Here is a 25,101-nt window from a genome sequence, read left to right on the forward strand (position 1 = left end):
CTTTTCCTTATTTCTTCGATCTCAACACGGATAAATAGTCCTGCACCGCTTGATTATGCGCCTGCAAACTTGCCGTAAATTTATGTCCACCATTGCCAGTCGCTACAAAATAGATGTTGTTTGAGTTATCTGGATGTAACGCTGCTTCAATCGCTTTTTGGCTTGGTAAAGCAATTGGAGTTGGAGGCAAACCATTAATGGTATAAGTATTATATGGCGTTGGGGTACGCAGGTCTTCTCGGGTAATATTGCCTTTATAGTTATTACCCATACCGTAAATAACCGTAGGATCTGTTTGTAAACGCATACCGAGTCTTAAACGGCGGACAAAAACGCCAGAAACTTGTGTAAGTTCACTGTCTAAACTTGTTTCTTTCTCAACAATAGAAGCCATAATTAATGCTTCATATTTGTCTTTATAAGGTAAATTCGGCGCACGATTTGCCCAAGCAGCATCTAAAGCTTTCATTTGACGATGATATAAATCGGTAAGAATTTTCTTGTCAGTCTCGCCTTTAGCAAAGAAATAAGTATTCGGCGCGAACAAGCCTTCTGGATGATCGTAAGGAATCCCAAGCGCTTTCATAAGCTGATCGTTAGGTAAATCCAATATTGTATTTTTTACATTTTTATCATTTTTGAGTGCAGTAATAAGCTGCTTAAAAGTTGTACCTTCAATCACCAAAACACGGTTCATCTGAGCATTATCAGCGTCAGATAACATCTCTAATACTTGTCTTACACTCATCCCTTGTTCAATTTCATACACACCAGCTTTCATGCTGTCATGAATTATAAACTTTTGATAAAGCTTCAATACGATAGGAAAGCTAATTTTGCCTTCTTTGGCCAAACGATCAATAAAACCAGAATAAGTTTCACCAGATGTAATCGATAACATCTGTTTTTTGCCTTCAACAGGATAAGCTTTGAATAGACTCGACCATAAAATGGCAAATGTAGAAATTAAGACAATAAACAGGCCAATTAAAACCAGTCGCTTAGAAAATTTTGGAGCTTGTTTCTTGTTATTTTTCTTGGCGTTTTTTGCTTTCGCATTCACAGGTGGCTTCGGCATATTAATGAATCTGATTTAAGTTAAGGATATGAAATAAATCTATGCATGCCTGTGTATCTAGCGTTTTTTCGCCTAAATGAGTGACTACTCGCATAGGGTTTAAAGCATTACAAAAGAATAGACTTTGTATTTCAGGTACTTCATCTAATTCAATTACACGTACTTCACAGGCAATACCATGGTGCTGCATACGCGCCAGAATTTCTGCCCGCATTACACCGTGGACGCCATTATAGCGAAGTTCAGGAGTAATCCATCTATCATTTAAACGAATAAAACAATTACTGCTGATCCCTTCAACAATATAACCTTGTACATCAGTAACTAATGCTTCAGCCCACCCGAGTTGATCTGCTTCTTTTTTTAGCAATACTTGTTCAAGACGGTTTAAAGATTTAAGTCCGACCAAGCTCGGCATGGTTAGACCTAGAGCCTGATTTAAGACACCGCACTGGATAGAGTCTGGCAAAAATGGCTCTAAAGCTTTTGGATAAAACCAGATATAAATATCTGCTTCATGCTTTGGCAAACTATAACCACGGTCACCTTCACCACGACTAATCACAATTTTTAAAGTGCCGTTGAGCACAAGATTTTGCTTTTGTAATTGCTGTAAGCTTTGTTCTATGAGTTCAAAATTCGCAGTTAAAGACAGTCTTTGACATGCAAGTTTTAGACGTTCCCAGTGTCTTTCTTTAAGCTCAATCTGGTTTTGAAAAACACGAATTGTAGTAAAGCACCCATCGCCATAATGAAATGCTCGATCCAATAAAGGAATGGTCTCAACAGGTTGCCCATTTTTAAAACACCACATGTTTGATCACCCTTTCTTAAAAATCGCACAACAAAAACAACACCTTTCATTTAAATAATAAATGATTGATTTTAAAAAATTATACCGATTTCGTATTAACTTTTAAAACTTGTTATATATCAAGATTTAAGAATAGTTTATCTCTTTTTACTATTTCTATTTTTTTCATATTAAATTCGTTTTTTATTATTTTTTTAGAATAAAGACTAGCGCTATTCTGCGTTCATGTTTTGAACATTTCATATTTTTTGAGGACTTATCTCATGCGTTTTTCACAATTAAAAGTCGGGGTTATCGCTGCACTTCTTTCTGTTTCATCATTTGCAGCTCAAGAGTTTTTAAATGTTTCTTACGATCCAACTCGTGAGTTATATACAGATTTCAACAAACAGTTCGGTACTTACTGGAAACAACGTACGGGTCAAGATATTGAGTTTAAGCAATCACACGGTGGTTCTGGTAAACAGGCGCGTGCGGTTATTGATGGCTTAAACGCAGATGTAGTGACATTGGCACTTGCGGCAGATATCGATGAAATTGCGGAAAAAGCAAAATTACTTCCAGCTGACTGGCAGAAAAAGTTACCGCAGAACTCTACCCCATACACTTCAACAATTGTGTTTTTAGTGCGTAAAGGTAATCCAAAACAAATTAAAGACTGGGGTGATTTAATCAAACCAGGTGTAGAAATTATTACGCCAAACCCGAAAACTTCAGGTGGTGCTCGTTGGAATTATCTTGCAGCTTGGGCTTGGGCAAAACATCAACCGGGTGGCAATGATGCAAAAGCACAAGAGTACGTTCGTCAAATTTATAAACACACTAAAGTTCTAGATTCGGGTGCACGTGGTGCCACGACTACTTTTGCTGAGCGTGGTATTGGTGATGTGTTACTCGCTTGGGAAAACGAAGCTCATTTAGCTCTTCGCGAACAACCGGGCAAATTTGAAATTATTACCCCGTCTCTTTCGATCTTAGCTGAGCCTCCAGTTGCAATTGTAGAGAAGAATGCAGCTAAAAAAGGCAACTTAACGATTGCTAAAGGTTATCTCAACTACTTGTACTCACCTGCTGGTCAAGAAATTGCAGCTCGTAACTTCTACCGTCCGCGTAACGCAGCTGTTCTTAAGAAATACGGCAATGTATTTAAGCCATTAAAGCTTGTAACCATCGACAAAGAATTTGGTGGTTGGACAAAAGTGCAAAAACAACATTTTGATAATGGTGGTGTTTTCGATCAAATCGTGAAAATCAATAGTGCAGAGAAATAATTCTTTGTTCTAAGGATAAGGAGAACAGACATGATTCACACTGTAATTGTTCCGGGTGTAGGTGGTAGTGAACATCAACATTGGCAATCTTGGTTGCAGCGTCAACTCGTGTCTAGTTCTCGTGTTGAGCAAAAAAACTGGGATAGACCCGTACTAAGCGAATGGGTTGAACAATTTGTTAAAACAGTTCAAGCAGCACCAACTCCTGTTCAGATTGTTGCACATAGTTTTGGATGTTTAACAAGTGTTGCTGCTTTAGCAGAGTACCCAGAATTAAGAAGCCAAGTGAAGAAACTTATTTTAGTCGCGCCAGCAAATCCAGCACGCTTTGGGGAAGCAGGATTTGCTCGTCATAGCTTGACCGACTACAAAGCGTATTTTCATCAATTAAAAATTGATGTGCCTGCAACGCTACTCATTAGTGAGAACGATCCTTGGCTCGGTCTTTTTGATGCTTTACAACTTGCAAAATCATGGAAGTTAAATCCAGTTAATCTTGGTGAAGTTGGCCATATTAATGTTGCCTCAGGTTTTGGGCCATTTCCAGATTTACTGAATTATTTGATTCCAGAAGATTCGATGTGTAGTTACTCATCTATCGACCCGGTAAAAACACATTTCTCTTTGAAATTTGCTTAATACCAATCTTTATACCGCACCGTTTATCTTTATTTATTCGCTTACTGGTTTCAGCAGGCTTTTCTCTTTGAGGAAATATCATGTCGCAGCGATCCCGAGTGCTGCCTGGGTTTGGCCTATCTTTGGGCTTCACCCTCGCCTACGTTTCTTTTATTGTGCTTATTCCATTAGCCGCAGTCTTTATCAAATCATTTGGAATTGGATGGGACGGATTATGGGAAATTTTAACCTCTGAGCGTATTTTAAAATCGCTTCAGCTCAGCTTTAGTTCAGCTTTAATCGCAGCCTTTATTAATGTTGTGTTTGGCTTACTTTTAGCTTGGTGCCTTGTCCGTTATAACTTTCCTGGGAAACGCTTGGTTGATGCATTAGTCGATTTACCTTTTGCTCTTCCAACTGCGGTTGCAGGTATTGCGCTTACCTCACTCTATGCACCCACTGGTTGGATCGGTCAGTATTTAGAACCACTCGGTATTCAAGTTGCATATACGCCAATCGGTATTACGTTGGCATTAATATTCATCGGTATTCCATTCATTGTAAGAACAGTACAACCTGTACTCAGTGATATAGAAACTGAACTTGAAGAAGCAGCTTCGGCACTCGGCGCAAATCGCTGGCAGACCATCACTAAAATTATTTTACCGATATTACTACCCGCTCTATTCACAGGCTTTGCTTTAGCATTTGCTCGCGGTGTCGGTGAATATGGTTCAGTTATTTTTATTGCAGGTAACCAGCCGTTTAAAACAGAAATCGCTCCGCTCATGATCATTTCACGCCTTGAAGAATATGATTATGCTGGTGCAACAACAATTGCTGCGGTCATGTTGGTTCTCTCTTTCATCATCTTATTTGCCATTAATTTACTTCAAGCATGGGCAAACCGTCGTACAGGGAGAAATATCACATGAACCTACATACTGACAGCAATGCACTTGCGCTTAAATTGCAATCACGAGATGCAACACGCGAACCAACTTGGGTACGTTATACCTTAATTACAATTGCGCTGATTTTTTTCCTCAGTTGTCTTATGTTGCCACTTATTCTGGTTTTTGTAGAAGCATTTAAACAAGGACTTGAAGTCTATGTTCAGGCTTTGATTGATCCAGACACGCTATCAGCAGTGAAATTAACCTTACTCACCGCAGCAATTGCTGTTCCAATTAATGTGGTATTTGGTGTTGCCGCTGCATGGGCTGTTTCTAAGTTCCAGTTTAGAGGTAAGGCAGTTTTAACTACCATTATTGATATGCCTTTTTCAGTTTCACCTGTTATCGCAGGTTTAATGATTGTACTGATTTTCGGTGCTCAAGGTTGGTTAGGCGGCTGGTTAATGGACCATGACATCAAGATTCTATATGCCGTACCTGCAATTGTTTTAGCGACTATCTTTATTACCGTTCCATTTGTAGCACGTGAGTTAATTCCACTCATGGAAGCTCAAGGAACTGAAGAGGAAGAAGCAGCTATCGTACTCGGCGCTTCCGGATGGCAAACCTTTTGGAAGGTCACACTCCCTAACATTAAATGGGGGCTAATTTACGGCGTAATTCTTTGTAATGCCCGTGCAATGGGTGAATTTGGCGCAGTATCGGTGGTTTCTGGTCACATTCGTGGTGAAACCAATACCCTGCCACTTCATGTCGAAATTTTATATAACGAGTACACCTTTAGCGCAGCGTTTGCCGTGTCCTCATTACTTGCTTTTTTAGCCATATTAACGCTGGTATTGAAAACGTGGTTAGAACTACATCAAGACAAACCAGAACCACATTCAACTGATTCGTAAGGAATGAAATCATGAGTATTCAAGTTAAAAATATTGAAAAACACTTTGGTGCATTCCATGCGCTTAAAAATATTTCCCTAGACTTTCCAGAAGGTGAACTGGTTGCATTACTTGGCCCATCTGGATGCGGTAAAACGACTCTACTTAGAATTATTGCAGGTCTAGAATCAGCCGATGGCGGTCAAGTGTTACTTGAAGGTGAAGATGCGACTAATGTACATGTACGTGAGCGTCAGGTTGGCTTTGTATTTCAGCACTATGCTTTATTCCGTCACATGACAGTATTTGACAATATTGCCTTTGGTTTACGTGTTCGTCCTCGTGCAACACGCCCATCTGAAGCCGAAATTAAAAAACGCGTTACGCGTTTACTCGATCTAGTTCAACTTGGATTTTTAGCAGACCGCTACCCTGCACAGCTTTCAGGCGGCCAACGTCAGCGTATTGCTTTAGCCCGTGCTTTAGCAGTAGAACCTCGAGTCTTATTACTTGATGAGCCGTTTGGTGCGCTAGATGCTAAAGTCCGTAAGGAGTTACGCCGCTGGCTACGCAACTTACATGATGAATTGCATATTACTTCAATTTTCGTAACTCATGATCAGGAAGAGGCACTTGAAGTTGCAGATCAGATTATTGTAATGAATAAAGGTAATGTCGAGCAGATCGGCTCACCTCGCGAAGTTTATGAAAAACCATCAACGCCATTTGTATTTGATTTCTTGGGTCAGGCAAATCGTTTTGAAGGTGAAAACACAGACGGTATTATCCGTATTGGCAATGACCGTATTCAATTACCAACGTTAGTTGAAGCACCTCAAGGAAAAGTGATTGCTTTTGCCCGTCCAGATGAGTTACATATTCACTCGCAACCGCAGGCGAATAGCATTGAAGCCATTTTTGTACGAGAAATCTGGATTGCTGGAAAAGTTGTGGCGGAATTACAAGACCGTAATGGACGTTTAATTGAAATTGCTCTGAGCAGTGAAGCTGCAAAATTACATGCATTTAAACCGAATCAAACTGTTTGGGTGAGTGCATCTCAATTGCACTTATTTGCAGATCAAGTTGCTTAAGAAATATATTTGGTAAGGAAAAGTGTGAATGAACTTTCAACAATTAAGAATTATCCGAGAAACTGTACGCCAAAACTTTAACTTAACCGAAGCATCGGCTGCACTCTACACGTCTCAATCAGGTGTAAGTAAACATATTAAGGATCTAGAAGATGAGCTCGGCGTACAACTTTTTATACGAAAAGGTAAACGTCTTTTAGGTTTAACAGAGCCAGGACAATCTCTTCTTGGTATTGTTGAACGCATGTTGGTTGATGCTGAAAATATTAAACGCCTTGCAGAAGACTTTAATAAAGTTGATGAAGGCACATTAACGATCGCAACAACCCATACTCAAGCACGTTATGTGTTACCTCCGATCGTAAACCAATTTAAGAAGTTATTTCCTAAAGTTCATTTGATTTTACAACAAGCCAGCCCTGTTGAAATCTCAGAAATGCTCTTACAAGGCGAGGCGGATATTGGGATTGCCACAGAGTCTTTAACAACTGAAGAAAACCTGGCTAGTATTCCTTACTATCAATGGCAACACAGCATTATCACACCGCAAAATCATCCTTTAGTAAAGGCAGACAAGATTACGCTTGAACTTTTAGCGGACTATCCACTCATTACTTATCATGGCGGTTTTACAGGTCGCTCTAAAATTGACAAAGCTTTTGAAGAAGCTCACCTTGATGCAGATATCGTAATGTCAGCTCTCGATGCAGACGTTATTAAAACGTATGTCGAATTGGGTATGGGAGTCGGAATTGTCAATGACGTGGCCTATGACACAGAACGTGATCATCGCTTAAAACAAACTAAAACTGATATTTTTGGTGTCAATACGACATGGATTGCAGTTCGTAAAGGCCATCTACTACGCGGTTATGGTTACGAGTTTATTTCCTTATGCTCACCTGATGCAGATATTAAAGCACTTAAGAAAATTGCTTACCCAGATGAATAAAAATTCAAAAATAAATAAAAGAGCTAAAAAGCTCTTTTATTTTATTAGATGCAAAAAAAACGAGCCGAAGCTCGTTTTTTATTTTAGATCTTACCAGTAGAAGTTCACACCAACTTTACCAACTGGTAACCATTGATATTTATCGTCATTCGCGATTTTACGCGCTTCCGCATTTACTGCTTCTTCAAGTGACTGATCACCTGTAGTAGTAGCTGAACCTGTTGAAACAAGTTTAACTGTTGGGTTACCAGTGTAGTAAGCGCCTACTTCACCAAATACACCCCAGTTTTTATTAATTTTAGGTGCAAAACCAAAACCTAAATATGGAGCAATGTCATTTTTATAAGACATTTTACCATTAATTTTTACTCCACCCTCATTAGCAAGGAAGTCTTGATTATTGACACGGAATGAACGAGTCGCATCAACGTTACGAGATAAATCGTAATCATTATCAAGATATGCTGCACCAGCCGCTACATATAAGCCTTGAGCCCAACGGTTAGTACTTGCACCCCATGGACGAATCTCAGCATTTAAATAGACATTGTTGTTGTCCATATCAAGATCATAAGTTGAGCCGTTGACTTTTACGTCGTCAGACCAAGAGATGTCACCACCATTATAACCAAGTGCCAAACCTACATATGGGTTTGCTTGCCACAATAAAGCACCACCGTAACCAGTTGTACCTACCTCAGCACGCGCCCCCACAGGAATTAATTGGTTTTTGTCAAATGCGTAGCTGTCATGAACAACGGCTTCATCTGCCATTACAGCACCAGCAGCGAATAAAGCTGTTGTTGTTACTAATACACGTAATGCTTTCATAGTTTTCTCCTCAAAAAGGCTCTGTTTTTAATTTTGTGACTAAAATCATAATAAAAGAGCTTAGATTCTTTTTTATACAAAAAATGCTAGATTTCTGTTATTTTTTGATACAAATTGAGTTAAATTTTTATTTTCTAATCATTTTTGTGTAAAAAACACTTGATTATCTAATAAGCTTAATTTCATTTAACCTATTTGCATCCTCAATTAAACGTAACACGTTTTTTCAAAGATTCTTGTCACAAATTAGTGTAAAATCTTTAAAATTTTTTATGGAAGGAAGATCATGTCTCAGCTTTCTACGATCATTGAGCAAGCATTTGAAGACCGCGCAAATTTTACTGCAGCAGATTGCTCAAGCGAAATCCGCCAAGCTGTTGAAGAAGCAATTGCTGGTTTAGATAACGGTACTCTTCGAGTTGCTGAAAAAATCAATGGTGAATGGGTTGTTCACCAGTGGTTAAAAAAAGCTGTTTTATTATCATTTAAACTAAATGACAATAAACCAATCGAGTCATGTGATCTTCGTTTCTACGACAAAGTTGAAACTAAATTCTCTGGTTGGACTGAAGAGCAATTTAAAGCAGCAGGTGTTCGTGTTGTTCCTCCTGCTGTAGCGCGTCGTGGTAGCTTCCAAGCTAAAAACGTAGTGTTAATGCCTTCTTATGTAAACATTGGTGCTTATGTAGATGAAGGCACAATGGTTGATACATGGGCAACTGTAGGTTCATGTGCTCAAATCGGTAAAAATGTTCACTTGTCTGGTGGTGTAGGTATCGGTGGTGTTTTAGAACCATTACAAGCTAACCCAACCATTATTGAAGACAACTGCTTTATCGGTGCGCGTTCAGAAATCGTTGAAGGCGTAATTGTTGAAGAAGGCTCAGTCATTTCAATGGGCGTTTTCATTGGTCAATCAACTAAAATTTATGACCGCGAAACTGGCGAAATCCATTATGGTCGTGTACCAGCAGGTTCAGTTGTAGTTTCAGGCAGCTTGCCATCTAAATGTGGAACTTACAGCTTATACGCTGCAATTATCGTGAAAAAAGTTGATGCAAAAACACGTGCAAAAACGAGCTTGAACGATTTGTTACGCGCTGACTAATTTGCTATAACGCTCTTGCGGAGCTTTAATCGCTCCTCATCTCTACGATCCAACTGATCGTAGAGATTTTATTTTTTATATAGTGTGGTATTTCTAGAATGGCTTCCTTACGTTCCTCTGCAATTCCTGTCTCTGACCCTGCGTCTGGTTTACGCATTACCGAGATTTTTTACTCGTTGCAGGGTGAAGCGAATGCTTCTGGTTTACCGACTGTATTCATTCGCTTAACAGGCTGTCCACTACGTTGTAGTTACTGTGATACGACTTATTCTTTTGAAGGCGGAGAACGTTTTTCACTTGAACATATCATTGAAACAGCTAAACAGTATCAAACACCTTATATTTGTGTTACTGGTGGCGAACCATTAGCACAGCCAAACTGTTTGATTCTATTACAACGCTTATGTGAAGCAGGCTTTGATGTTTCTTTGGAAACTAGCGGCGCGCTCGATGTCTCAAAAGTAGATTCGCGTGTTTCTAAAGTTCTCGATTTAAAAACTCCAACTTCTGGTGAAGAACATCGTAACCTCATCAGCAATCTTGACCATTTAACTGCACATGACCAAATTAAATTCGTCATTTGTAACCGCGAAGATTATGAATGGTCAAAGCAGCAAGTTGAAAAATATCAACTGCATAAAAAAGTCAGTACCGTTTGGTTCTCCCCTGCCTTTGCAGTTGAAAAAGGTGCTGTTGGCCTGCCACGTCTAGCACGTGATCTGGCACAGTGGATACTTGATGATAAACTCCCTGTTCGCTTCCAACTTCAGTTACATAAACTGCTTTGGAACGATGAATCAGGTCGTTAATCACTCAATAAAATAAATCATTCCGAATATGGAGAAAAATATGCGCCCTCGTGCCATTGTTTTGCTTTCAGGCGGCTTAGACTCAACCACTTGCCTAGCTTGGGCACAAGCACGCTATGAATGTATTGCTATTAGTTTTATGTATGGCCAACGCTCAACGACTGAACTCGATGCAGCAAAAGCATTAGCTCAACGTGCAGGTGTTGAACATCGTGTAATTAATATTGATTTGGCGAATTTAGGTGGGTCTGCACTTACAGACCACAACATTGCCGTACCAGAACAGTTACAAGAAGGTATTCCTGTAACTTATGTACCAGCACGTAACACTATTTTCCTCTCTTATGCTCTAGCAGCAGCTGAAGTATTTAATGCCGAAGCGATTGTTATTGGTATCAATGCTGTTGATTATTCAGGATATCCTGATTGTCGTCCTGAATTTATTGATGCTTTTGCGAATATGGCGCGCTTAGCAACTAAAGCTGGCGTAGAAGGAAAACCACTTAAGTTTGAAACACCACTGTTACATTTATCCAAAGCGAATATTATACGTTTAGGGATTGAACATGGCGTAGACTATAGTCAAACGGTATCTTGCTACCAAGCAGATGCTCAAGGACGTGCGTGTGGCAAATGTGACAGTTGCCGTTTGCGTAAAGAAGGCTTTATCGAGGCTGGTGTTGCCGACCCAACACGCTATATACCGTAATAAGTAGGTAAAATTTATGAAGTTGTTAAAATCAAATCTTATTCTTTCATCTTTGTTTTCAACAGTTGCGCTTATGGCTGGTGCAGCACATGCTGCCGAAAACCCAGTTCAAGCAGCATATAAAAGTACTAACGTTAAAGGTGCATTAGTTAACGTTTGTAAAGATCAAACAGCTAAAGGCGGTAAACTAAGTTCATCTGAAGTTAGCAAATTCTGTAGCTGCCAAGTTGAAGCACAAGGTAAAGTAACTGAAGCACAAAAATGGGAAATCCAAAGTGCAATTAATGCGAAGAAAAGCCCAAGCTCTCTAGGATTTGTACAACAACAAAACCGTGATCTTAAAGCATGTTTCGGTCCTCAGTTAACAACTAAACTTGAAAAATTAACTGAAGATGCAATGAAAGCTGCTCAACAACAAGCTCCTAAAAAATAAGCTTTTGTTATTCCAAATTAAGCCTGCATTTATGCAGGCTTTTTTGTAGCTCTGTTAAAATGATCTTATCGAACTTGAACAATTTATCCGAAATAAACCATGCAAGAACAATGGAAAACCAACGCAATAAATAAGACCTCTATTGTTTCATTCAGTGGTGGTAAAGACAGCTCCCTTGCACTCTACCATGCCATGAAAACTGGCACAGTGAGTGGGCTCATTGTCATGCTGGAAGAACAAGGTCAGCGCTCTCGTTCACATGCTATGCCACTTGATATTATTCAAGCACAAGCTAAAGCAATCGGCTTACCAGTATTCATGGCTTCATCAAGCTGGAATGACTATGAAGCTAAATTTATTGAATTGCTCACTCAGGCAAAACAACAAGGTGCTGAGGTACTTGTTACAGGCGATCTGGATATGCCTGAACATGGATGTTGGCATGATCGAATAACTCAACAGGTAGGACTCAAATTAGGAATGCCTCTTTGGCTTCGCCCACATCGTGAAGTTGTTGAAGAATTCATCAATCTTGGTTTCCATAGTGTGCTTGTAACAGTGAACTTAAAACTAGGAATGACAATTCAAGATTTAGGAAAAACTTTAACCTTAGAATATATAAAAGAACTTGAAAACCGTGGTATTGATCCATGTGGTGAAGGCGGTGAATTTCATACGACGGTAATTGATGGCCCAATTTTTAACAAACCAATTCCTGTAAGAAAGCTCGATATTGTTTATCATGAAGAATATGCTTTTTTACCACTTGAATTAGATCAAATTTAGCTTTTTTGAAGGATGAGAAATGACTGACAATATCCAATTACCAAATCAGATATTCCCAACAACACAAGGTGAAGTTAACTTGACTGAGGTCGAAAACGAATGGTTAATCATTTACTTCTACCCTAAAGATTCAACTTCAGGATGTACAACACAAGCAGTTGGTTTTTCTTGTCTAAAAGATCAGTTTGAAGCTTTAGGTGCTCGTATTTACGGTGTTTCGCGCGACTCAGTAAAAGCCCACCAAAACTTTACTGAAAAACAGGCACTGACTATTGATCTGATTAGTGATAAAGAAGAAGTACTGTGTAAGCACTTCGATGTGATTAAAGAAAAAAATATGTATGGCAAAAAAGTAATGGGTATTGAACGCTCTACTTTCATTTTCCATAACAAAACTTTAGTTAAAAGCTACCGTAAAGTTAAAGCTGCTGGGCATGCGGAACAAGTTCTAGAAGACTTAAAAGCCCTTCAAACAGCTTAATAAAATTAACAAAAAAAAAGCGAATTTTACACTCGCTTTTTTTTGCAAAGCATTACCCAATACTTTGACTTTGGCGTATCATAAAAATATTAGAATAATTATTTTAAGGCAATGATATGAGTCTACTACTCAAAACTTGCTCTTTGCTGCCTGCTACTCTTTTTATCGGTGCATGTAGTGCAAATACATTAGCAATATCCACTGACACGCCCACATCAATTGCTCAAATTCAAAAAAATCCCAATGAAATAAGCTGCCAAGATTTGCAAAACCCAGCCTATCAACAAGCTGTACTAAACACAATTAATCAGATCCGACAGCAATCACGCCAATGTGGTCAGCAGTATTTCCCAGCAACCAAACCTTTGAGCTGGAGTAATAATTTATATAAAGGTGCACTTTCTCATAGTGAAGATATGGCTGCACACAACTTTCTCGGGCATGTTGGCTCAACCGGTCTGGACTTAAAATCACGTTTGAAGATTTACAATACCCTTGGTAGAGCCAATGGTGAAAATGTCGCTAGTGGCCAAAAAACTTTAGGGCAAGTTATGTCTAAATGGCTAACAAGTCCCTTGCATTGTAGTAATCTAATGAATCCAAAATTCACAACTTACGCAATCGCGTGTGCTTCTGATCAGTCTATAAAGCAAAAGAGTTATTGGACTCAACAATTTGGTACACGTTAAAAGGAAAAATGATGCAATCTGGTTCAATCACTCCAATTTTAAGAATTTTTGATGTTGATTTAGCTCAATCATTTTATCTTGATTTCTTAGGTTTTCAGCTTGATTGGCAACATCAATTTGAAGATAACTTCCCGTTATATTTACAAATTTCTAAAGATAATTGTGTTATTCATCTATCTGAGCATTTTGGAGATGCAAGTCCACATAGTGCAATTCGTATTTATTGGGAACATATTTATGAACTGCACAGTGAACTAAGTCAAAAAGATTATAAATTTTGTAAACCTCAAGTTGAAAAAACAGATTGGGAAACACTCGAACTCAGCATCACCGATCCTTTTTCCAACCGAATTATCTTTTGGGCAGATGCTTAATCATTCAGTCCGCTAAAATTTGATAATGGAATACTTTCGATATAATTCTCCATTGATCATCTTCAAACACAAATGTAAGTGCATCATAAAAATATTTAGGGTGGATAACGCATTCAACATGGACTAGCGCCAACCGTTCATGAATCAAATTGATTGAACTGATTTTATCCTGTCGTGTTTGTTGCTTTGAAGCTGGAGAAATCCGACTCGCAACAATTGGAAAATATTCAGCCATGCTAAGTCGTAGTACAGGTTGCTCGGTTACATTGATATATATAGCATCAGGATGAAAAACATTATTTAGAAGTTGCACATCACAAAAATACAAACCATCGAAATATTGCTGTAGTTGTTTCTGAATCTCAGTAATAGGATTATTTTGCATTTTAAGTACTCAAACTTTGTCTTTTTCGTATCGCAGAAACAGTTTCACCTGCAACACCCCAGTTATCAGTTTCAACTTCATCAATGACTACAAATGTAGTTGCAGGATCTTTATCAAGTACACGAACCACAAGCTCTGTTGCTTCTTGAATTAATTGCTGTTTTTGCTGTATTGAGACATTTTCTTTGGTAATTTGAATTAAAATATAAGGCATATAGACCTCCTTTTATAATTTTATTTAATAACAAAAGTATTAGGCTGCTTCGGCTGCAATTGCGTCTTGAACTGTTTGGCGCTCAGAAATTCTGTTCATAAAACTGGCTAAATGGCTAAAGTGTGCTAAATCAAGGCCAATAAAATCAGCCCAGCGTGTGACAACAAAAAGATAAATATCAGCAATCGTAAAGTTGGTTCCTGTTAAGTAATTTTGCCCATTTAATTGTTGATCGACCCATGCATAGTGCTTATTGAGGGTTCTGCTATATACGTTTTTACTTTTTTCACTGTAAGATTCATTAAAAAATGGTGAATACGCTTTATGAATTTCAGAAGCAATAAAGTTCATCCATGAGAGAACCTCGTAACGCCCAGCGGTATTTATTTCAGCTAATAAATCTTTTCGTAAAGATTGATCAACAAGAAACTGGCTAATTACTGCACCTTCTGTTAACAATGAACCATCATCAAGTTGTAATAAAGGGACTTGTCCTTTTTGATTAAATTGATAAAAGTCTTCATTAAATTCAGTTAAATGTTGGTCCAAATCGACTTTGATTAATTCAAATGCAAGTCCCAGCTCTCTTAAAACAATATGTGGTGCTAAAGAACAAGCATTGGGTGAATAATATAGTTTCATAAAATAACTCCATACAAGATATGAAAATCATCTTATTATTTACTTATATGTGCTTAAATAGCCCAGAACTTAAATCATTTTTTACATGGTGTAATAAATGGCTCAACAACTAAAAAGAATGATGTTTAGTAGCGTAGAGCTATTTTGCTTAGTCGCAGAAAACGAAAGCTTTTCCAAAGCAGCACTTCATGCAGGTGTTAGTCCAGCAGCTGTAAGCCGTTCAATCGCCCGATTAGAAAAGCATTTAGCCACACCACTTTTTGTGAGAACAACTCGACAAGTACGTTTAACACCACAAGGAAAAATGTATTTTGAAGAATGCAAACAAGCGTTAAATCAAATTCTAGAAGCTGAGCAACAACTTAAAAACCAAAAACAACAACCTTCAGGTTTGATTCGAATTAGCGTACCAACACCTTATGGGCATTATCGAATATTGCCATTATTAGCAAAATTCTCGCAGCAATATCCAACCATCGAAGTGGATGTTCAACTCACCAACAAAAATGTGGACTTTATTGCAGAAGGATATGACTTAGCGATTCGTGGACGACAATTTGCTGATTCGAATTTGATTGCACGTCAGCTCGAACAAGCTGAGCTAGTTATGGTGGCCTCACCGCAATACTTAAAACATTTCGGCACACCGCAAAGCATTGAAGATTTACAGCATCATCAATGCATTCAATTTGTGCTACCCAGTACAGGGAAAAATGTACCGTGGCTATTCAATTCAAACCATCAAATTATTGAATATCAAAGTACAGGTAAAATCCGCTGTTTAGACGATATTCTAGGTACCATCACCCTAGCAAAACATAGTGCAGGATTATTACAAACCTACCGTTTTATAGTAGAAAAAGAGCTACAAAATGGGGAGTTGATTGAGATTCTTACAAAATTTTCAGGAACTTCACGTCCGTTTTCTCTACTCTACCCACTCAAAAAACACGAATCTTTTCATATTCGTGTTTTTATCGAGTTTCTGATCAAAGAGTTAAAACCACAAACTGAATTAATTTAGATTGGTTTTATCATCTATAAGATATTTGCGTTGTAGTTCAGCATAAACTTCAGTCTCTTTAAATTCATCTAAAAATTTAATCGTTCCTACAGGAAAAAATTCCGTTTGGATTTCACCACGATAATAAGCTTCACGCATTGGCGTTGCCGAAATTGAATCTTTTAAGCTATCCAGCTCAACCATGATCCACTCTGGAAATAATCTTAAATAATATGAAGACTCATCCTTAAAATGCCCAATTAAACCAACTTTTGAGTTCGGTTCAATCACGCCATTCACTAAAGTTTTGACTTGTTTTACCCACTTTTCGTCGTTATAAACATCCACTACATGTACAAAAAGAATGCGCTTTTGTTCTTCTAGAGAAAAATTTGACAAGATCATTTGCTCACGCTCTATTGCTAAGAACGGATTTTTAATATTACGTTCCATTTGAGCAGAGCCTAATGCCAAAACCACATAATGGCTTTGTTGTAAGGCAATTTCAATTGTCTGCATATGAGCCAAATGAAATGGTTGAAAACGCCCTATAAAAACGAGATAGTCAAATTTATACATAATTAGATTTTCACTTTTTATGAACTCATCAGTAACGCTCATTACAAAAAATATGCGCCATAATGAGAACCTAAAAATTAACAACGTGGTTTAAAGCAAGGATAGTACGATGACACTTAGCTGTATTCAACAACCTCATCAACATTTAAACGCAAATTTAGAAGGTGGCGTACTCACCTTAGCCATAAATCGCCCAGATGCAAAAAATGCACTCTATGGCGAACTTTATTTATGGATTGCCAAAGCATTGAATGAAGCCGACCTTAATAAAGATGTTCGAGTAGTTATTCTACGTGGTGTCGAGCAAGATTTTACCGCTGGCAATGACATGAAAGATTTTATGGGTTTTGTACAAAATCCAAACATGGGGCCAGCTGGAGAAGTTCCACCATTCGTTCTACTTAAAGCGGCTGCCAAATTATCAAAACCACTTCTTATTGCAGTAAAAGGTGTGGCAATTGGAATTGGCGTTACGATTTTATTACACGCAGATTTAGTTTTTGCTGACAACACTGCCCTATTCCAAATTCCATTTGTAAGTCTTGGCCTTTCTCCAGAAGGTGGTGCAAGTCAGTTACTCATTCAACAAGCGGGTTATCACAAAGCAGCTGAGCTTCTGCTTACTGCAAAAAAATTCAATGCTGAAACCGCAGTACAAGCTGGCTTAGTTAATGAAGTAGTTGAAGATTCTTACGCATCTGCTCAGACAACAGCTCAGCATTTAGCAGCTTTGCCCCTTGCATCATTAAAGCAAACAAAAGCGCTTATGAAGCATAATTTAGAGCAAATTATTGAATGTATTGATCATGAAGCTGAAATCTTTATGCAGCGCGTTCACTCACCTGAAATGCTAGAAGCAGTACAAGCATTTATGCAAAAACGTAAACCAGATTTCTCTCAGTTTAATTAAAATCAATTTCTATGATTTGAATAAACTCAAAGGCAGGCTCTTCATAAGGATGGCTTGCCTTTAATGCTTTCGCTACGGTCTTGGCGTTTTCTTCAATTACAATTGTTTCTACACGCCACTCATCAACTTGTTCAAGTTCACCTAGCTCTCCGATGTAAGGATCGGCGCCTTTAACTGGCTTAAACTGCCCTATTCCTTTCACTTGCCATGCGCAGTGTTCATAATTACCAATACCACCTGCACCAGCAGAGAAAATGGCTTGTTTAGTCGACTCAAGATGTGACTCAGGTACGTAATAAATCAGCTTTAACATGGGCAAAATGACTCAAAAACTAGCGAACTTGCTTTAAATCATACCCTTAAAAAAGCCTCAAAATCAAAGTCAGCTCATCATTACTAAATAATTTGCTCCAATAAAGAGGATTTGAATTGCAAGCGCTAAGCCAAATAAACGCCAGCCCATATCTTTTTTATAAAACGTTTTTATGTGATTTCCATTTTTCATCATTTTGATCTCCGATTTTTTATCGTTGTTACAGAGAAAGCAAAAATTGAACCAACCTCAAATAAAGCATAAGTGGTTAAATAGTAAGCTGCTTATACTTTTATACGTTTTTTTAAAATGCTTCAAGAGCTTCAACACTCCATATGTAGCTATTAGTTTGAAGAAATTTGAAAATTCAATAATTTATCTTCATCCATATAATTTTAAGCATCCGATTTCTTTAAATATCTATTTTCATATATTGTCATAGCGAAAGCTAAACCACACAAAATGACAAAACCACAGGTCATTGGAATTAATGTACCGTTATATAATTGCCCAATAATAGAGGCAAGAATAAGGGACAAGACAGAAGAAGCTGCACCAATAATAGCCGACGCCATTCCAGCAACATGCCCCATTGGTTCCATCGCAATCGCGTTTAAATTACCAAATAGAGTTCCGAATAATAAAAATAAAATGCAGGCATAAAGCATAAACATCCAGAATGATACAGCCACGCCTAAAAACTGAATTCCTAAGAAAATTAAAGAAATTAAGCACAAGCCTAAAAAGCCATAAATACAGATTGGACGCATACCAAACTTCATAACAATTTTAGAGTTTGTAAATGAGGCAATTCCCATCACACCAGCAAGTACAGCAAAATAAGCGCTAAATTCTTGTCCTGTTTTACCAAACTGCTGCATAAAGATTTGTTGAGAAGTTCCCAAATAACCAATGAATCCACCAAAGCAAAAACCTGCACATAGCAAATAGCTCATGGTGGTTTTATTACTTACAACTTCTTTAAAGCCCTCTTGAAATGCTTGCAACCGCATAGGTAAACGATTTTCAGGCACTAAGGTTTCTTCTAATCTTAAAGCAACCCATGCTCCAATCACTGTGGCATAAACCATATATAAAACAAAGATCTCACGCCAACCAAAGAAATGGATTATGAGTTGCCCTAAACTCGGTGCAACTGCTGGAGCCACCATAAATACCATCATGATTAAAGACATGATACGAGCCATTTGAGCTCCACTGTATTTATCTCTAACAATTGAAATAGTAGCAACATAAGGCCCTGAAACACCAATACCTTGAATAAAGCGCCCAACTAAAAACCACTCAAAACTTTGTGTTGTAAAGCACAATAAACTTCCCAGGAAATAAATAATAATTCCTGTGAATAAAATGCGTTTACGCCCAATCGCATCGGATAGAGGCCCCGCAATGAGCTGCCCAATGGTCATGCCAGAAAAGATACCAATGATGACCCACTGTGACTGATTATTATTTTTTAATTCAAAAATACGTCCAATCTCGCCTAAAGCAGGCAAAACTGCATCTATCGAAAAAGAAACAATCGACATGAGCAATGCCATGAGCAATGCGAATTCACGGAAATGGATTTTTGATTTCATTTTTCTTCTCTACTATTTATTCTATTTACATTGTACTACATACAAATAAGCCACCTTACGGTGGCTTATTTCACTTTTTATATTAACCAATAAACTTACGTGCATTACGGAACATACGTAACCATGCACCATCTTCAGTCCACTCTTCTGGACTCCAAGAGTGCTGAATTGCACGGAAAGTACGCTCAGGGTGCGGCATCATAATCGTTGCACGACCATCTTTAGAAGTAACACCAGTAATCGCTTCAGGTGAGCCATTCGGGTTCAATGGGTAATGTTGAGTCGGGTTACCGTGGCTATCAACATAACGCAATGCAACTTGGTTAGCTGCGTTCAAGCTTGCAATGTTAGCTTCACTTGCAACAGCACGACCTTCACCATGTGCAACAGCAATCGGTAAGATTGAACCTTCCATACCATCAAGCAATACAGAAACAGATTTTTCAACACGAACGTTTACGCTACGAGCTTCAAAAACTTCTGACATATTGCGGTGGAAACGTGGCCAGTGCTCAGCACCCGGAATAAGTGGTGCTAATTGTGACAACATTTGGCAACCATTACAGATACCTAAGCTGAATGTTTCTTCACGATGGAAGAACTGTTCAAACTGATCACGTAATTTAGCATTGAACAATACTGATTTTGCCCAACCACCACCTGCGCCCATTACGTCGCCGTAAGAGAAACCACCACAAGTCACTAAACCTTCGAAATCACTTAGGCTTACACGACCAGCAAGTAAATCGCTCATGTGTACATCAATCGTATTAAAGCCAACTTTGTCAAAAGCTGCGGCCATTTCAATATGACCATTTACACCTTGCTCACGCAAGATTGCCATATTAGGACGACGTGTATTAATGAACGGTGCTTCAATAGGTTCATTCAAATCGAATGTTGGTTTAGCAATTAAACCTTGGTGTGCATTGTCAGTAATTAATGAAAATTCCTGATCAGCAGTTTCTACGTTATCACGTAAACGTTGGATCTGATGAGATACCTCAGACCAAGCTTGTTGTAATTCAGCACGATCTAAGGTTAAACCATTTACAGATAATTGATCTGAGTTATTTACACGACCAACTACAGCAATTGCATCTTTTAAGCTAGAAGCTGCGATTTCTGCCTGTAAAGCGTTCCAATCAGTTGCTTTGACTTGAAGTACTGCACCAATTTCTTCTGCAAATAAGCCCGCAGTAGTCTGGTTTTCTAACGCAACACCTAAACGTGCAGCAAACATCATTTCAGCTACAGAAGCTAACAAACCACCATCACCGATGTCATGGTAAGCCTGAATTAGGCCACGATTGTTCCAGTCTTGGATTAAAGCGAAGAACGCTTTGAAATCATCAAAACTATCAACGTCTGGAGTGATTGAACCGATTGCTTTATATACTTGAGCAAGAATCGAACCACCTAAACGGAACTGACCTTTAGATAAATCAATACGTACAAGTACTGAATCTTCTAAATTTTTAAGTTCAGGTGTTAAGGTTTTACGAACATCAGTTACTGGAGCGAATGCAGTAATTACACCCGTCATTGGAGATGTTACGGCTTTATCTTCACCGTTGTCATTCCAAGTCGTGCGCATTGAAAGCGAGTCTTTACCTACAGGAATCGCAATTCCTAAAGCAGGACACATTTCCATACCAATTGCTTTCACGCCTTCAAACAATGCTTGATCTTCACCTTTTTGACCAGCAGCAGCCATCCAGTTTGCAGAAAGTTTGATATCGCTAATTTGTTCAATGTTTGCACATGCAATATTGGTAATTGCTTCAGCAACTGCCAAACGAGCAGATGCTGCTGGATTTAACAATGCAACTGGTGGACGTTCACCCATTGCCATTGCTTCACCAGTGAAACCTTGCAAACTTGTTGTCGTTACTGCTGCATCCGCAACAGGAACCTGCCAACGACCAACCATTTGATCACGTGCAACCATACCTGTAATTGAACGGTCACCAATTGTGATCAAGAATGATTTAGACGCAACTGTAGGGTTTTTCAATACACGGAAAATCGCATCTTTCAAATCAACTTTTGAAGCGTCAAAATCATCGCCACTACGTTCAATAGTTTCATAAGAACGCTGCATGCGTGGCGTACCGCCAAGCATCACCTGCATTGGCATATCAACAGCATCATTTTGGAACAATGGATCTTCAACTGTTAAGTGACGTGCTTCAGTTGCTTCACCTAACACAGCAAACGGACAACGTTCACGTGCACAGATTGCTTCGAACTGCTCTAAAGATTCTGGACGAATAGCAAGAACATAACGCTCTTGTGCTTCATTTGACCAGATTTCCATTGGGCTCATGCCCGGCTCTAATGAAGGAATCTTACGAAGGTTAAGAACTGCACCTAACTCATGATCGTTCACAAGTTCAGGCATAGCATTTGATAGACCGCCCGCGCCAACGTCGTGTACAGAAACGATTGGGTTGAAGTCTTCTAAACGCCAGCAAGTATCGATTACTTCTTGACAACGACGCTCCATTTCTGGGTTTTCACGTTGTACAGAAGCGAAATCAAGGCTTTCACCCATTGTACCGCTATCTACAGAAGATGCTGCACCACCACCAAGACCGATTAACATTGCAGGACCACCCAACACAATGAGTAAATCACCTGGTTGAATCGCATCTTTTTCTACATGGTCAGGACGGATATTACCGTAACCACCAGCAATCATGATTGGCTTGTGGAAGCCTTTCACTTCACCATTTACATTCTGTTCGAAAGTACGGAAATAACCATTTAACGCAGGACGACCGAATTCATTGTTAAATGCCGCGCCGCCTAATGGACCTTCAATCATGATTTGTAATGGCGAAGCCATACGTGAAGGTTTACCGTAGTTTTCTTCCCAAGGTTGTTCAAAACCAGGAATATTTAAGTTCGAAACTGTGAAACCTGTTAAACCAGCTTTTGGTTTACCACCACGACCAGTTGCACCTTCATCACGGATTTCACCGCCTGAACCTGTTGCAGCACCAGCAAATGGAGAAATTGCTGTTGGGTGGTTATGAGTTTCAACCTTCATTAAAATATGAGCAGCTTGGCTCTTATATTTATAAACAAAGTGACCATTTTCATCCGCTTTCGGATAAAAACGCATCGTGTCATAACCCACAATTACTGAAGCATTATCTTTATAAGCAGATAACACATCCGTTGGAGATTCTTTATAAGTGTTTTTAATCATCTGGAACAATGATAATGGTTGTTTTTCACCATCAATTGTCCATTCAGATCCAAAGATTTTATGACGACAGTGCTCAGAGTTTGCCTGTGCAAACATCATCAACTCGATGTCATTTGGATTACGACCAAGCTTAATGAATGCTTCAGTTAAGTAATCAATTTCTTGTTCAGATAACGCAAAACCAAACTCATTATTAGCTTTAACCAAAGCTTCTTTGCCTTGACCCAAAATATCAATTGAATTTAATGGTTTTGGAGCTGTTTCTGAAAATAATGCTTTTGCATCATCAATTTGAGCAAAAACTGTTTCTGTCATACGGTCATGAAGTACTTGTTTAACTTCATTCGTAATTTCAGTAACACCTTTTAATGTGAATAAAAGACCACGTTCTAAACGGTGTACTGGTGTATTACAGTTTTTGAAAATATCAGTTGCTTTAGAAGACCAAGGTGAAATAGTACCCACACGTGGTGTAACTAAAATCTGAATCTCATCACTTGCAGATTGACGAAGTTCAAAAGACTCACCGTCATTCAATAATTGCAAAGCAGATTGATGTTGCTGCTCGTTGAGCGCTTGATCAAACAAATAGACCCATTGGCTGTCAAAAGATTGAACAGAACTAATTGACGATAAACGTGTTAATAGTTGAGCTTTCTTAAAAGAAGAATGTGCTGCTGCACCGGCCACGATAAACATGTTGATTTTGGCTCCACGGGCAGGTCTTGTGAACCTTACCGCAATGTGACTTTAGAGAGAGCGCATATTCTACTGCTTCTTGCTAAAATCAGCTAGATGTAGAATCAGTATTCTGTAACCTAATTCTGCAAGAAGTGAGTAGTTTTTTGTTCAAAATCATTTTTTTAGGCATTCTAGCTAAAAATAAATTGTTTCATGTTTATTCAATAACATAATAAAACCTGAACTAAGACAAACTATGTCGCACCAAGCTAGTGCTTTTAACTTTTTTTTGGCATGATCAGGTTTTACAGTTTTGAATAATGATAAATGGAACAAATGCGTTGGTTAGAGCTGCTTTCTGCAGTTCGTTTAGGTAGTAAAAAAAGCAGTACAGAACTGGCTCGTAGCCCATTCCATAAAGATTATGACCGCATTATATTTTCTCAAAGTTTTCGTCAGCTAAACCGTAAGACGCAAGTTCACCCTTTAGCACAGCATGACGGTATCCATACCCGTTTAACTCACTCTCTTGAGGTTTCCTGTATTGGCCGCTCAATGGGTATGCTTGCTGCAGAAAAAATAAAAAATGAATTACCTGTCTGGATTTCCCCTGCCGATGTCGGCGCAATTATTCAAGCAGCTTGTCTTGCCCATGACATTGGCAATCCACCTTTCGGACATGCAGGTGAATATGCAATCCGTGAGTGGTTCGATGATGCATCACATGATGATTTTTTAAAAAAGCTAAGTCCCGAAGAAGAAGCCGATGTTCGCCAGTTTGAAGGTAATGCTCAAGGATTACGTTTATTAAGTCGCATTGACTATCATCCAAATGATGGAGGTATGCGTTTAACCTATGCAACCTTAGGCGCTTATTTAAAGTATCCATGGCTTTCAAAAACCATTGCGTCGCAAGGTGATCGCCCTTCTCATCAACGAGCAAAGTTTGGTTGTTATCAATCTGAAAAAGAAATTTTAAAACAGATTGCCGAACAGCTTGGCCTTATTCAGTTAGGCGAATATCATTATTGCCGTCACCCACTCACCTATTTGTTAGAAGCTGCGGATGACATTTGTTATGCCTTAATTGACTTAGAAGATGGCATTATCTTAAATATGTTGAGTTACCAAGAAGTTGAACCAATTTTCTTAAACCTTATTGCCGACTATGGTCAGCCTGAAGAATTGTCACATCCAAATAGTACATGGCAACAAAAGATTTCGGCATTACGTGGTCGTGTCATGAAACGGCTTGTAGATGAAGTCACTACAGCCTTTGCTAAACATCATTATGAAATCATTACAGGCCAGCTTAAAGGTAACCTTTTACAATATTGTTCACCCGATATTGCAATTGGTATCGAAACAGCCAAGAATCTGGCACGCGACAAAATTTTTGAACACCCACAAAAATCGGGATTAGAAATTATTGCGCATCAAAGTTTGCAAACAATTTTGGATGCATTTGTGCCTCTGACCACGCCACATAAATCTTTGAGCTTTAAAGAACAACGTTTAATGTCTATCCTTAATCTGTATGGTGCTAACTTTAGCAATAATCACTACAGTAATATTATGCAAGTGCTCGATATTATCAGTAAGTTCTCAGATCATCAGGCTTATAGCTTGGCTCAAGAGCTACAAGGTAATAAAATTGGCTTGTTTTAAGCTGGCTTAATATAGAAAGAAATAAAACCTGTATCGTTTTCAATAA

28 protein-coding genes are annotated in these 25,101 nt (G+C 38.6%); 17 read left to right on the plus strand and 11 right to left on the minus strand.

The window, feature by feature from the left end; translation table 11 throughout:
* Positions 1-7: 7 nt before the first annotated feature.
* Complete coding sequence (gene mltG, locus ACS125_RS17905; protein ID WP_353155067.1) at positions 8-1,078, minus strand: endolytic transglycosylase MltG; 1,071 nt, start codon at positions 1,076-1,078, stop codon at positions 8-10.
* A gap of 1 nt (position 1,079) precedes the next feature.
* Positions 1,080-1,892: an aminodeoxychorismate lyase gene (pabC, locus tag ACS125_RS17910; protein WP_174741015.1), complete on the minus strand. Its 813-nt coding sequence runs from the start codon at positions 1,890-1,892 to the stop codon at positions 1,080-1,082.
* A gap of 263 nt (positions 1,893-2,155) precedes the next feature.
* On the opposite strand from pabC, the gene ACS125_RS17915 reads away from it, so the two are divergent.
* From ACS125_RS17915 to ACS125_RS17940, 6 genes are all read left to right on the plus strand, one after another.
* Positions 2,156-3,163: a sulfate ABC transporter substrate-binding protein gene (locus ACS125_RS17915; RefSeq protein ID WP_004790716.1), complete on the plus strand. Its 1,008-nt coding sequence runs from the start codon at positions 2,156-2,158 to the stop codon at positions 3,161-3,163.
* A 30-nt stretch (positions 3,164-3,193) separates the two neighbouring features.
* Positions 3,194-3,802, plus strand: a complete 609-nt coding sequence (locus ACS125_RS17920; protein ID WP_004790715.1) for an RBBP9/YdeN family alpha/beta hydrolase — start codon at positions 3,194-3,196, stop codon at positions 3,800-3,802.
* An 80-nt stretch (positions 3,803-3,882) separates the two neighbouring features.
* On the plus strand, positions 3,883-4,716 hold the full coding sequence (cysT, locus tag ACS125_RS17925; protein WP_005307499.1) for a sulfate ABC transporter permease subunit CysT: 834 nt from the start codon (positions 3,883-3,885) through the stop codon (positions 4,714-4,716).
* The gene (cysW, locus tag ACS125_RS17930; protein ID WP_443273686.1) at positions 4,713-5,597 is read left to right on the plus strand and encodes a sulfate ABC transporter permease subunit CysW; all 885 of its coding nucleotides are present in this window, start codon (positions 4,713-4,715) and stop codon (positions 5,595-5,597) included. The genes cysT and cysW overlap by 4 nt, the downstream gene beginning before the upstream one ends.
* 11 nt (positions 5,598-5,608) lie before the next feature.
* Entirely contained in the window at positions 5,609-6,670 is a 1,062-nt protein-coding gene (locus ACS125_RS17935; RefSeq protein WP_151964182.1) for a sulfate/molybdate ABC transporter ATP-binding protein, read from the plus strand.
* Between the two features lie 28 nt (positions 6,671-6,698).
* Complete coding sequence (locus tag ACS125_RS17940) at positions 6,699-7,622, plus strand: CysB family HTH-type transcriptional regulator (RefSeq protein WP_004790709.1); 924 nt, start codon at positions 6,699-6,701, stop codon at positions 7,620-7,622.
* Positions 7,623-7,712: 90 nt separating this feature from the next.
* Here the strand turns inward: ACS125_RS17940 and carO are convergent, their stop codons facing one another.
* On the minus strand, positions 7,713-8,453 hold the full coding sequence (gene carO, locus ACS125_RS17945) for an ornithine uptake porin CarO type 3 (RefSeq protein WP_005307508.1): 741 nt from the start codon (positions 8,451-8,453) through the stop codon (positions 7,713-7,715).
* A gap of 286 nt (positions 8,454-8,739) precedes the next feature.
* Between carO and dapD the strand changes: the two genes are divergently transcribed.
* The 8 genes from dapD (at position 8,740) to ACS125_RS17985 (ending at position 13,842) form a co-directional block, all read left to right on the plus strand.
* Positions 8,740-9,561 carry a 2,3,4,5-tetrahydropyridine-2,6-dicarboxylate N-succinyltransferase gene (gene dapD, locus ACS125_RS17950; RefSeq protein ID WP_004699931.1) on the plus strand — a complete coding sequence of 274 codons (822 nt, stop codon included), beginning with the start codon at positions 8,740-8,742 and terminating at the stop codon, positions 9,559-9,561.
* A gap of 98 nt (positions 9,562-9,659) precedes the next feature.
* Positions 9,660-10,370, plus strand: a complete 711-nt coding sequence (gene queE / locus ACS125_RS17955; RefSeq protein WP_133747135.1) for a 7-carboxy-7-deazaguanine synthase QueE — start codon at positions 9,660-9,662, stop codon at positions 10,368-10,370.
* Positions 10,371-10,410: 40 nt separating this feature from the next.
* Entirely contained in the window at positions 10,411-11,079 is a 669-nt protein-coding gene (queC, locus tag ACS125_RS17960; protein WP_004790702.1) for a 7-cyano-7-deazaguanine synthase QueC, read from the plus strand.
* A 16-nt stretch (positions 11,080-11,095) separates the two neighbouring features.
* The gene (locus ACS125_RS17965; RefSeq protein ID WP_003650267.1) at positions 11,096-11,512 is read left to right on the plus strand and encodes a hypothetical protein; all 417 of its coding nucleotides are present in this window, start codon (positions 11,096-11,098) and stop codon (positions 11,510-11,512) included.
* Positions 11,513-11,611: 99 nt separating this feature from the next.
* On the plus strand, positions 11,612-12,298 hold the full coding sequence (locus ACS125_RS17970; RefSeq protein ID WP_443273690.1) for a diphthine--ammonia ligase: 687 nt from the start codon (positions 11,612-11,614) through the stop codon (positions 12,296-12,298).
* A gap of 19 nt (positions 12,299-12,317) precedes the next feature.
* Complete coding sequence (locus ACS125_RS17975) at positions 12,318-12,779, plus strand: peroxiredoxin (RefSeq protein ID WP_443273692.1); 462 nt, start codon at positions 12,318-12,320, stop codon at positions 12,777-12,779.
* 116 nt (positions 12,780-12,895) lie between these two features.
* The gene (locus ACS125_RS17980; RefSeq protein WP_443273694.1) at positions 12,896-13,468 is read left to right on the plus strand and encodes a CAP domain-containing protein; all 573 of its coding nucleotides are present in this window, start codon (positions 12,896-12,898) and stop codon (positions 13,466-13,468) included.
* A gap of 11 nt (positions 13,469-13,479) precedes the next feature.
* Positions 13,480-13,842: a glyoxalase superfamily protein gene (locus tag ACS125_RS17985; RefSeq protein WP_443273696.1), complete on the plus strand. Its 363-nt coding sequence runs from the start codon at positions 13,480-13,482 to the stop codon at positions 13,840-13,842.
* A gap of 4 nt (positions 13,843-13,846) precedes the next feature.
* Here ACS125_RS17985 and ACS125_RS17990 read toward each other — a convergent pair whose 3' ends face one another.
* The 3 genes from ACS125_RS17990 to gstA are packed head-to-tail and all read right to left on the minus strand — an operon-like array spanning position 13,847 to position 15,083.
* Positions 13,847-14,227 (minus strand): nuclear transport factor 2 family protein, encoded by a 381-nt coding sequence (locus ACS125_RS17990; RefSeq protein ID WP_107882916.1) that lies wholly within the window; start codon positions 14,225-14,227, stop codon positions 13,847-13,849.
* Between the two features lies 1 nt (position 14,228).
* Positions 14,229-14,441 carry a tautomerase family protein gene (locus ACS125_RS17995; RefSeq protein ID WP_004790691.1) on the minus strand — a complete coding sequence of 71 codons (213 nt, stop codon included), beginning with the start codon at positions 14,439-14,441 and terminating at the stop codon, positions 14,229-14,231.
* A gap of 39 nt (positions 14,442-14,480) precedes the next feature.
* Positions 14,481-15,083, minus strand: coding sequence for a glutathione transferase GstA (gene gstA / locus ACS125_RS18000; protein WP_443273699.1), 603 nt, complete (start codon positions 15,081-15,083; stop codon positions 14,481-14,483).
* A gap of 97 nt (positions 15,084-15,180) precedes the next feature.
* Here gstA and ACS125_RS18005 point away from each other — a divergent pair, with 97 nt between their 5' ends.
* The gene (locus ACS125_RS18005; RefSeq protein WP_174730645.1) at positions 15,181-16,107 is read left to right on the plus strand and encodes a LysR family transcriptional regulator; all 927 of its coding nucleotides are present in this window, start codon (positions 15,181-15,183) and stop codon (positions 16,105-16,107) included.
* On the opposite strand, the gene ACS125_RS18010 is transcribed toward ACS125_RS18005, so the two are convergent.
* Positions 16,099-16,665, minus strand: a complete 567-nt coding sequence (locus ACS125_RS18010; protein ID WP_151964186.1) for a nicotinate-nicotinamide nucleotide adenylyltransferase — start codon at positions 16,663-16,665, stop codon at positions 16,099-16,101. The two genes, ACS125_RS18005 and ACS125_RS18010, sit on opposite strands and share 9 nt — an antisense overlap.
* Before the next feature lie 109 nt (positions 16,666-16,774).
* Here ACS125_RS18010 and ACS125_RS18015 point away from each other — a divergent pair, with 109 nt between their 5' ends.
* Positions 16,775-17,575, plus strand: coding sequence for an enoyl-CoA hydratase-related protein (locus tag ACS125_RS18015; RefSeq protein WP_437118394.1), 801 nt, complete (start codon positions 16,775-16,777; stop codon positions 17,573-17,575).
* Here ACS125_RS18015 and ACS125_RS18020 read toward each other — a convergent pair.
* The 4 genes from ACS125_RS18020 to purL form a co-directional block, all read right to left on the minus strand.
* Positions 17,568-17,888: a hypothetical protein gene (locus tag ACS125_RS18020; RefSeq protein WP_004790680.1), complete on the minus strand. Its 321-nt coding sequence runs from the start codon at positions 17,886-17,888 to the stop codon at positions 17,568-17,570. The genes ACS125_RS18015 and ACS125_RS18020 overlap by 8 nt on opposite strands.
* 69 nt (positions 17,889-17,957) lie before the next feature.
* Complete coding sequence (locus ACS125_RS18025) at positions 17,958-18,083, minus strand: KGW motif small protein (RefSeq protein ID WP_004790678.1); 126 nt, start codon at positions 18,081-18,083, stop codon at positions 17,958-17,960.
* A gap of 200 nt (positions 18,084-18,283) precedes the next feature.
* Positions 18,284-19,489 (minus strand): multidrug effflux MFS transporter, encoded by a 1,206-nt coding sequence (locus tag ACS125_RS18030; protein WP_443273702.1) that lies wholly within the window; start codon positions 19,487-19,489, stop codon positions 18,284-18,286.
* An 82-nt stretch (positions 19,490-19,571) separates the two neighbouring features.
* On the minus strand, positions 19,572-23,405 hold the full coding sequence (gene purL / locus ACS125_RS18035; protein WP_174730640.1) for a phosphoribosylformylglycinamidine synthase: 3,834 nt from the start codon (positions 23,403-23,405) through the stop codon (positions 19,572-19,574).
* Between the two features lie 309 nt (positions 23,406-23,714).
* On the opposite strand from purL, the gene ACS125_RS18040 reads away from it, so the two are divergent.
* Entirely contained in the window at positions 23,715-25,055 is a 1,341-nt protein-coding gene (locus ACS125_RS18040) for a deoxyguanosinetriphosphate triphosphohydrolase (protein WP_004790671.1), read from the plus strand.
* Positions 25,056-25,101: the final 46 nt, after the last annotated feature.

It is taken from the genome of Acinetobacter sp. PFS20 (genome assembly GCF_052261015.1).
GTDB lineage: Bacteria > Pseudomonadota > Gammaproteobacteria > Pseudomonadales > Moraxellaceae > Acinetobacter.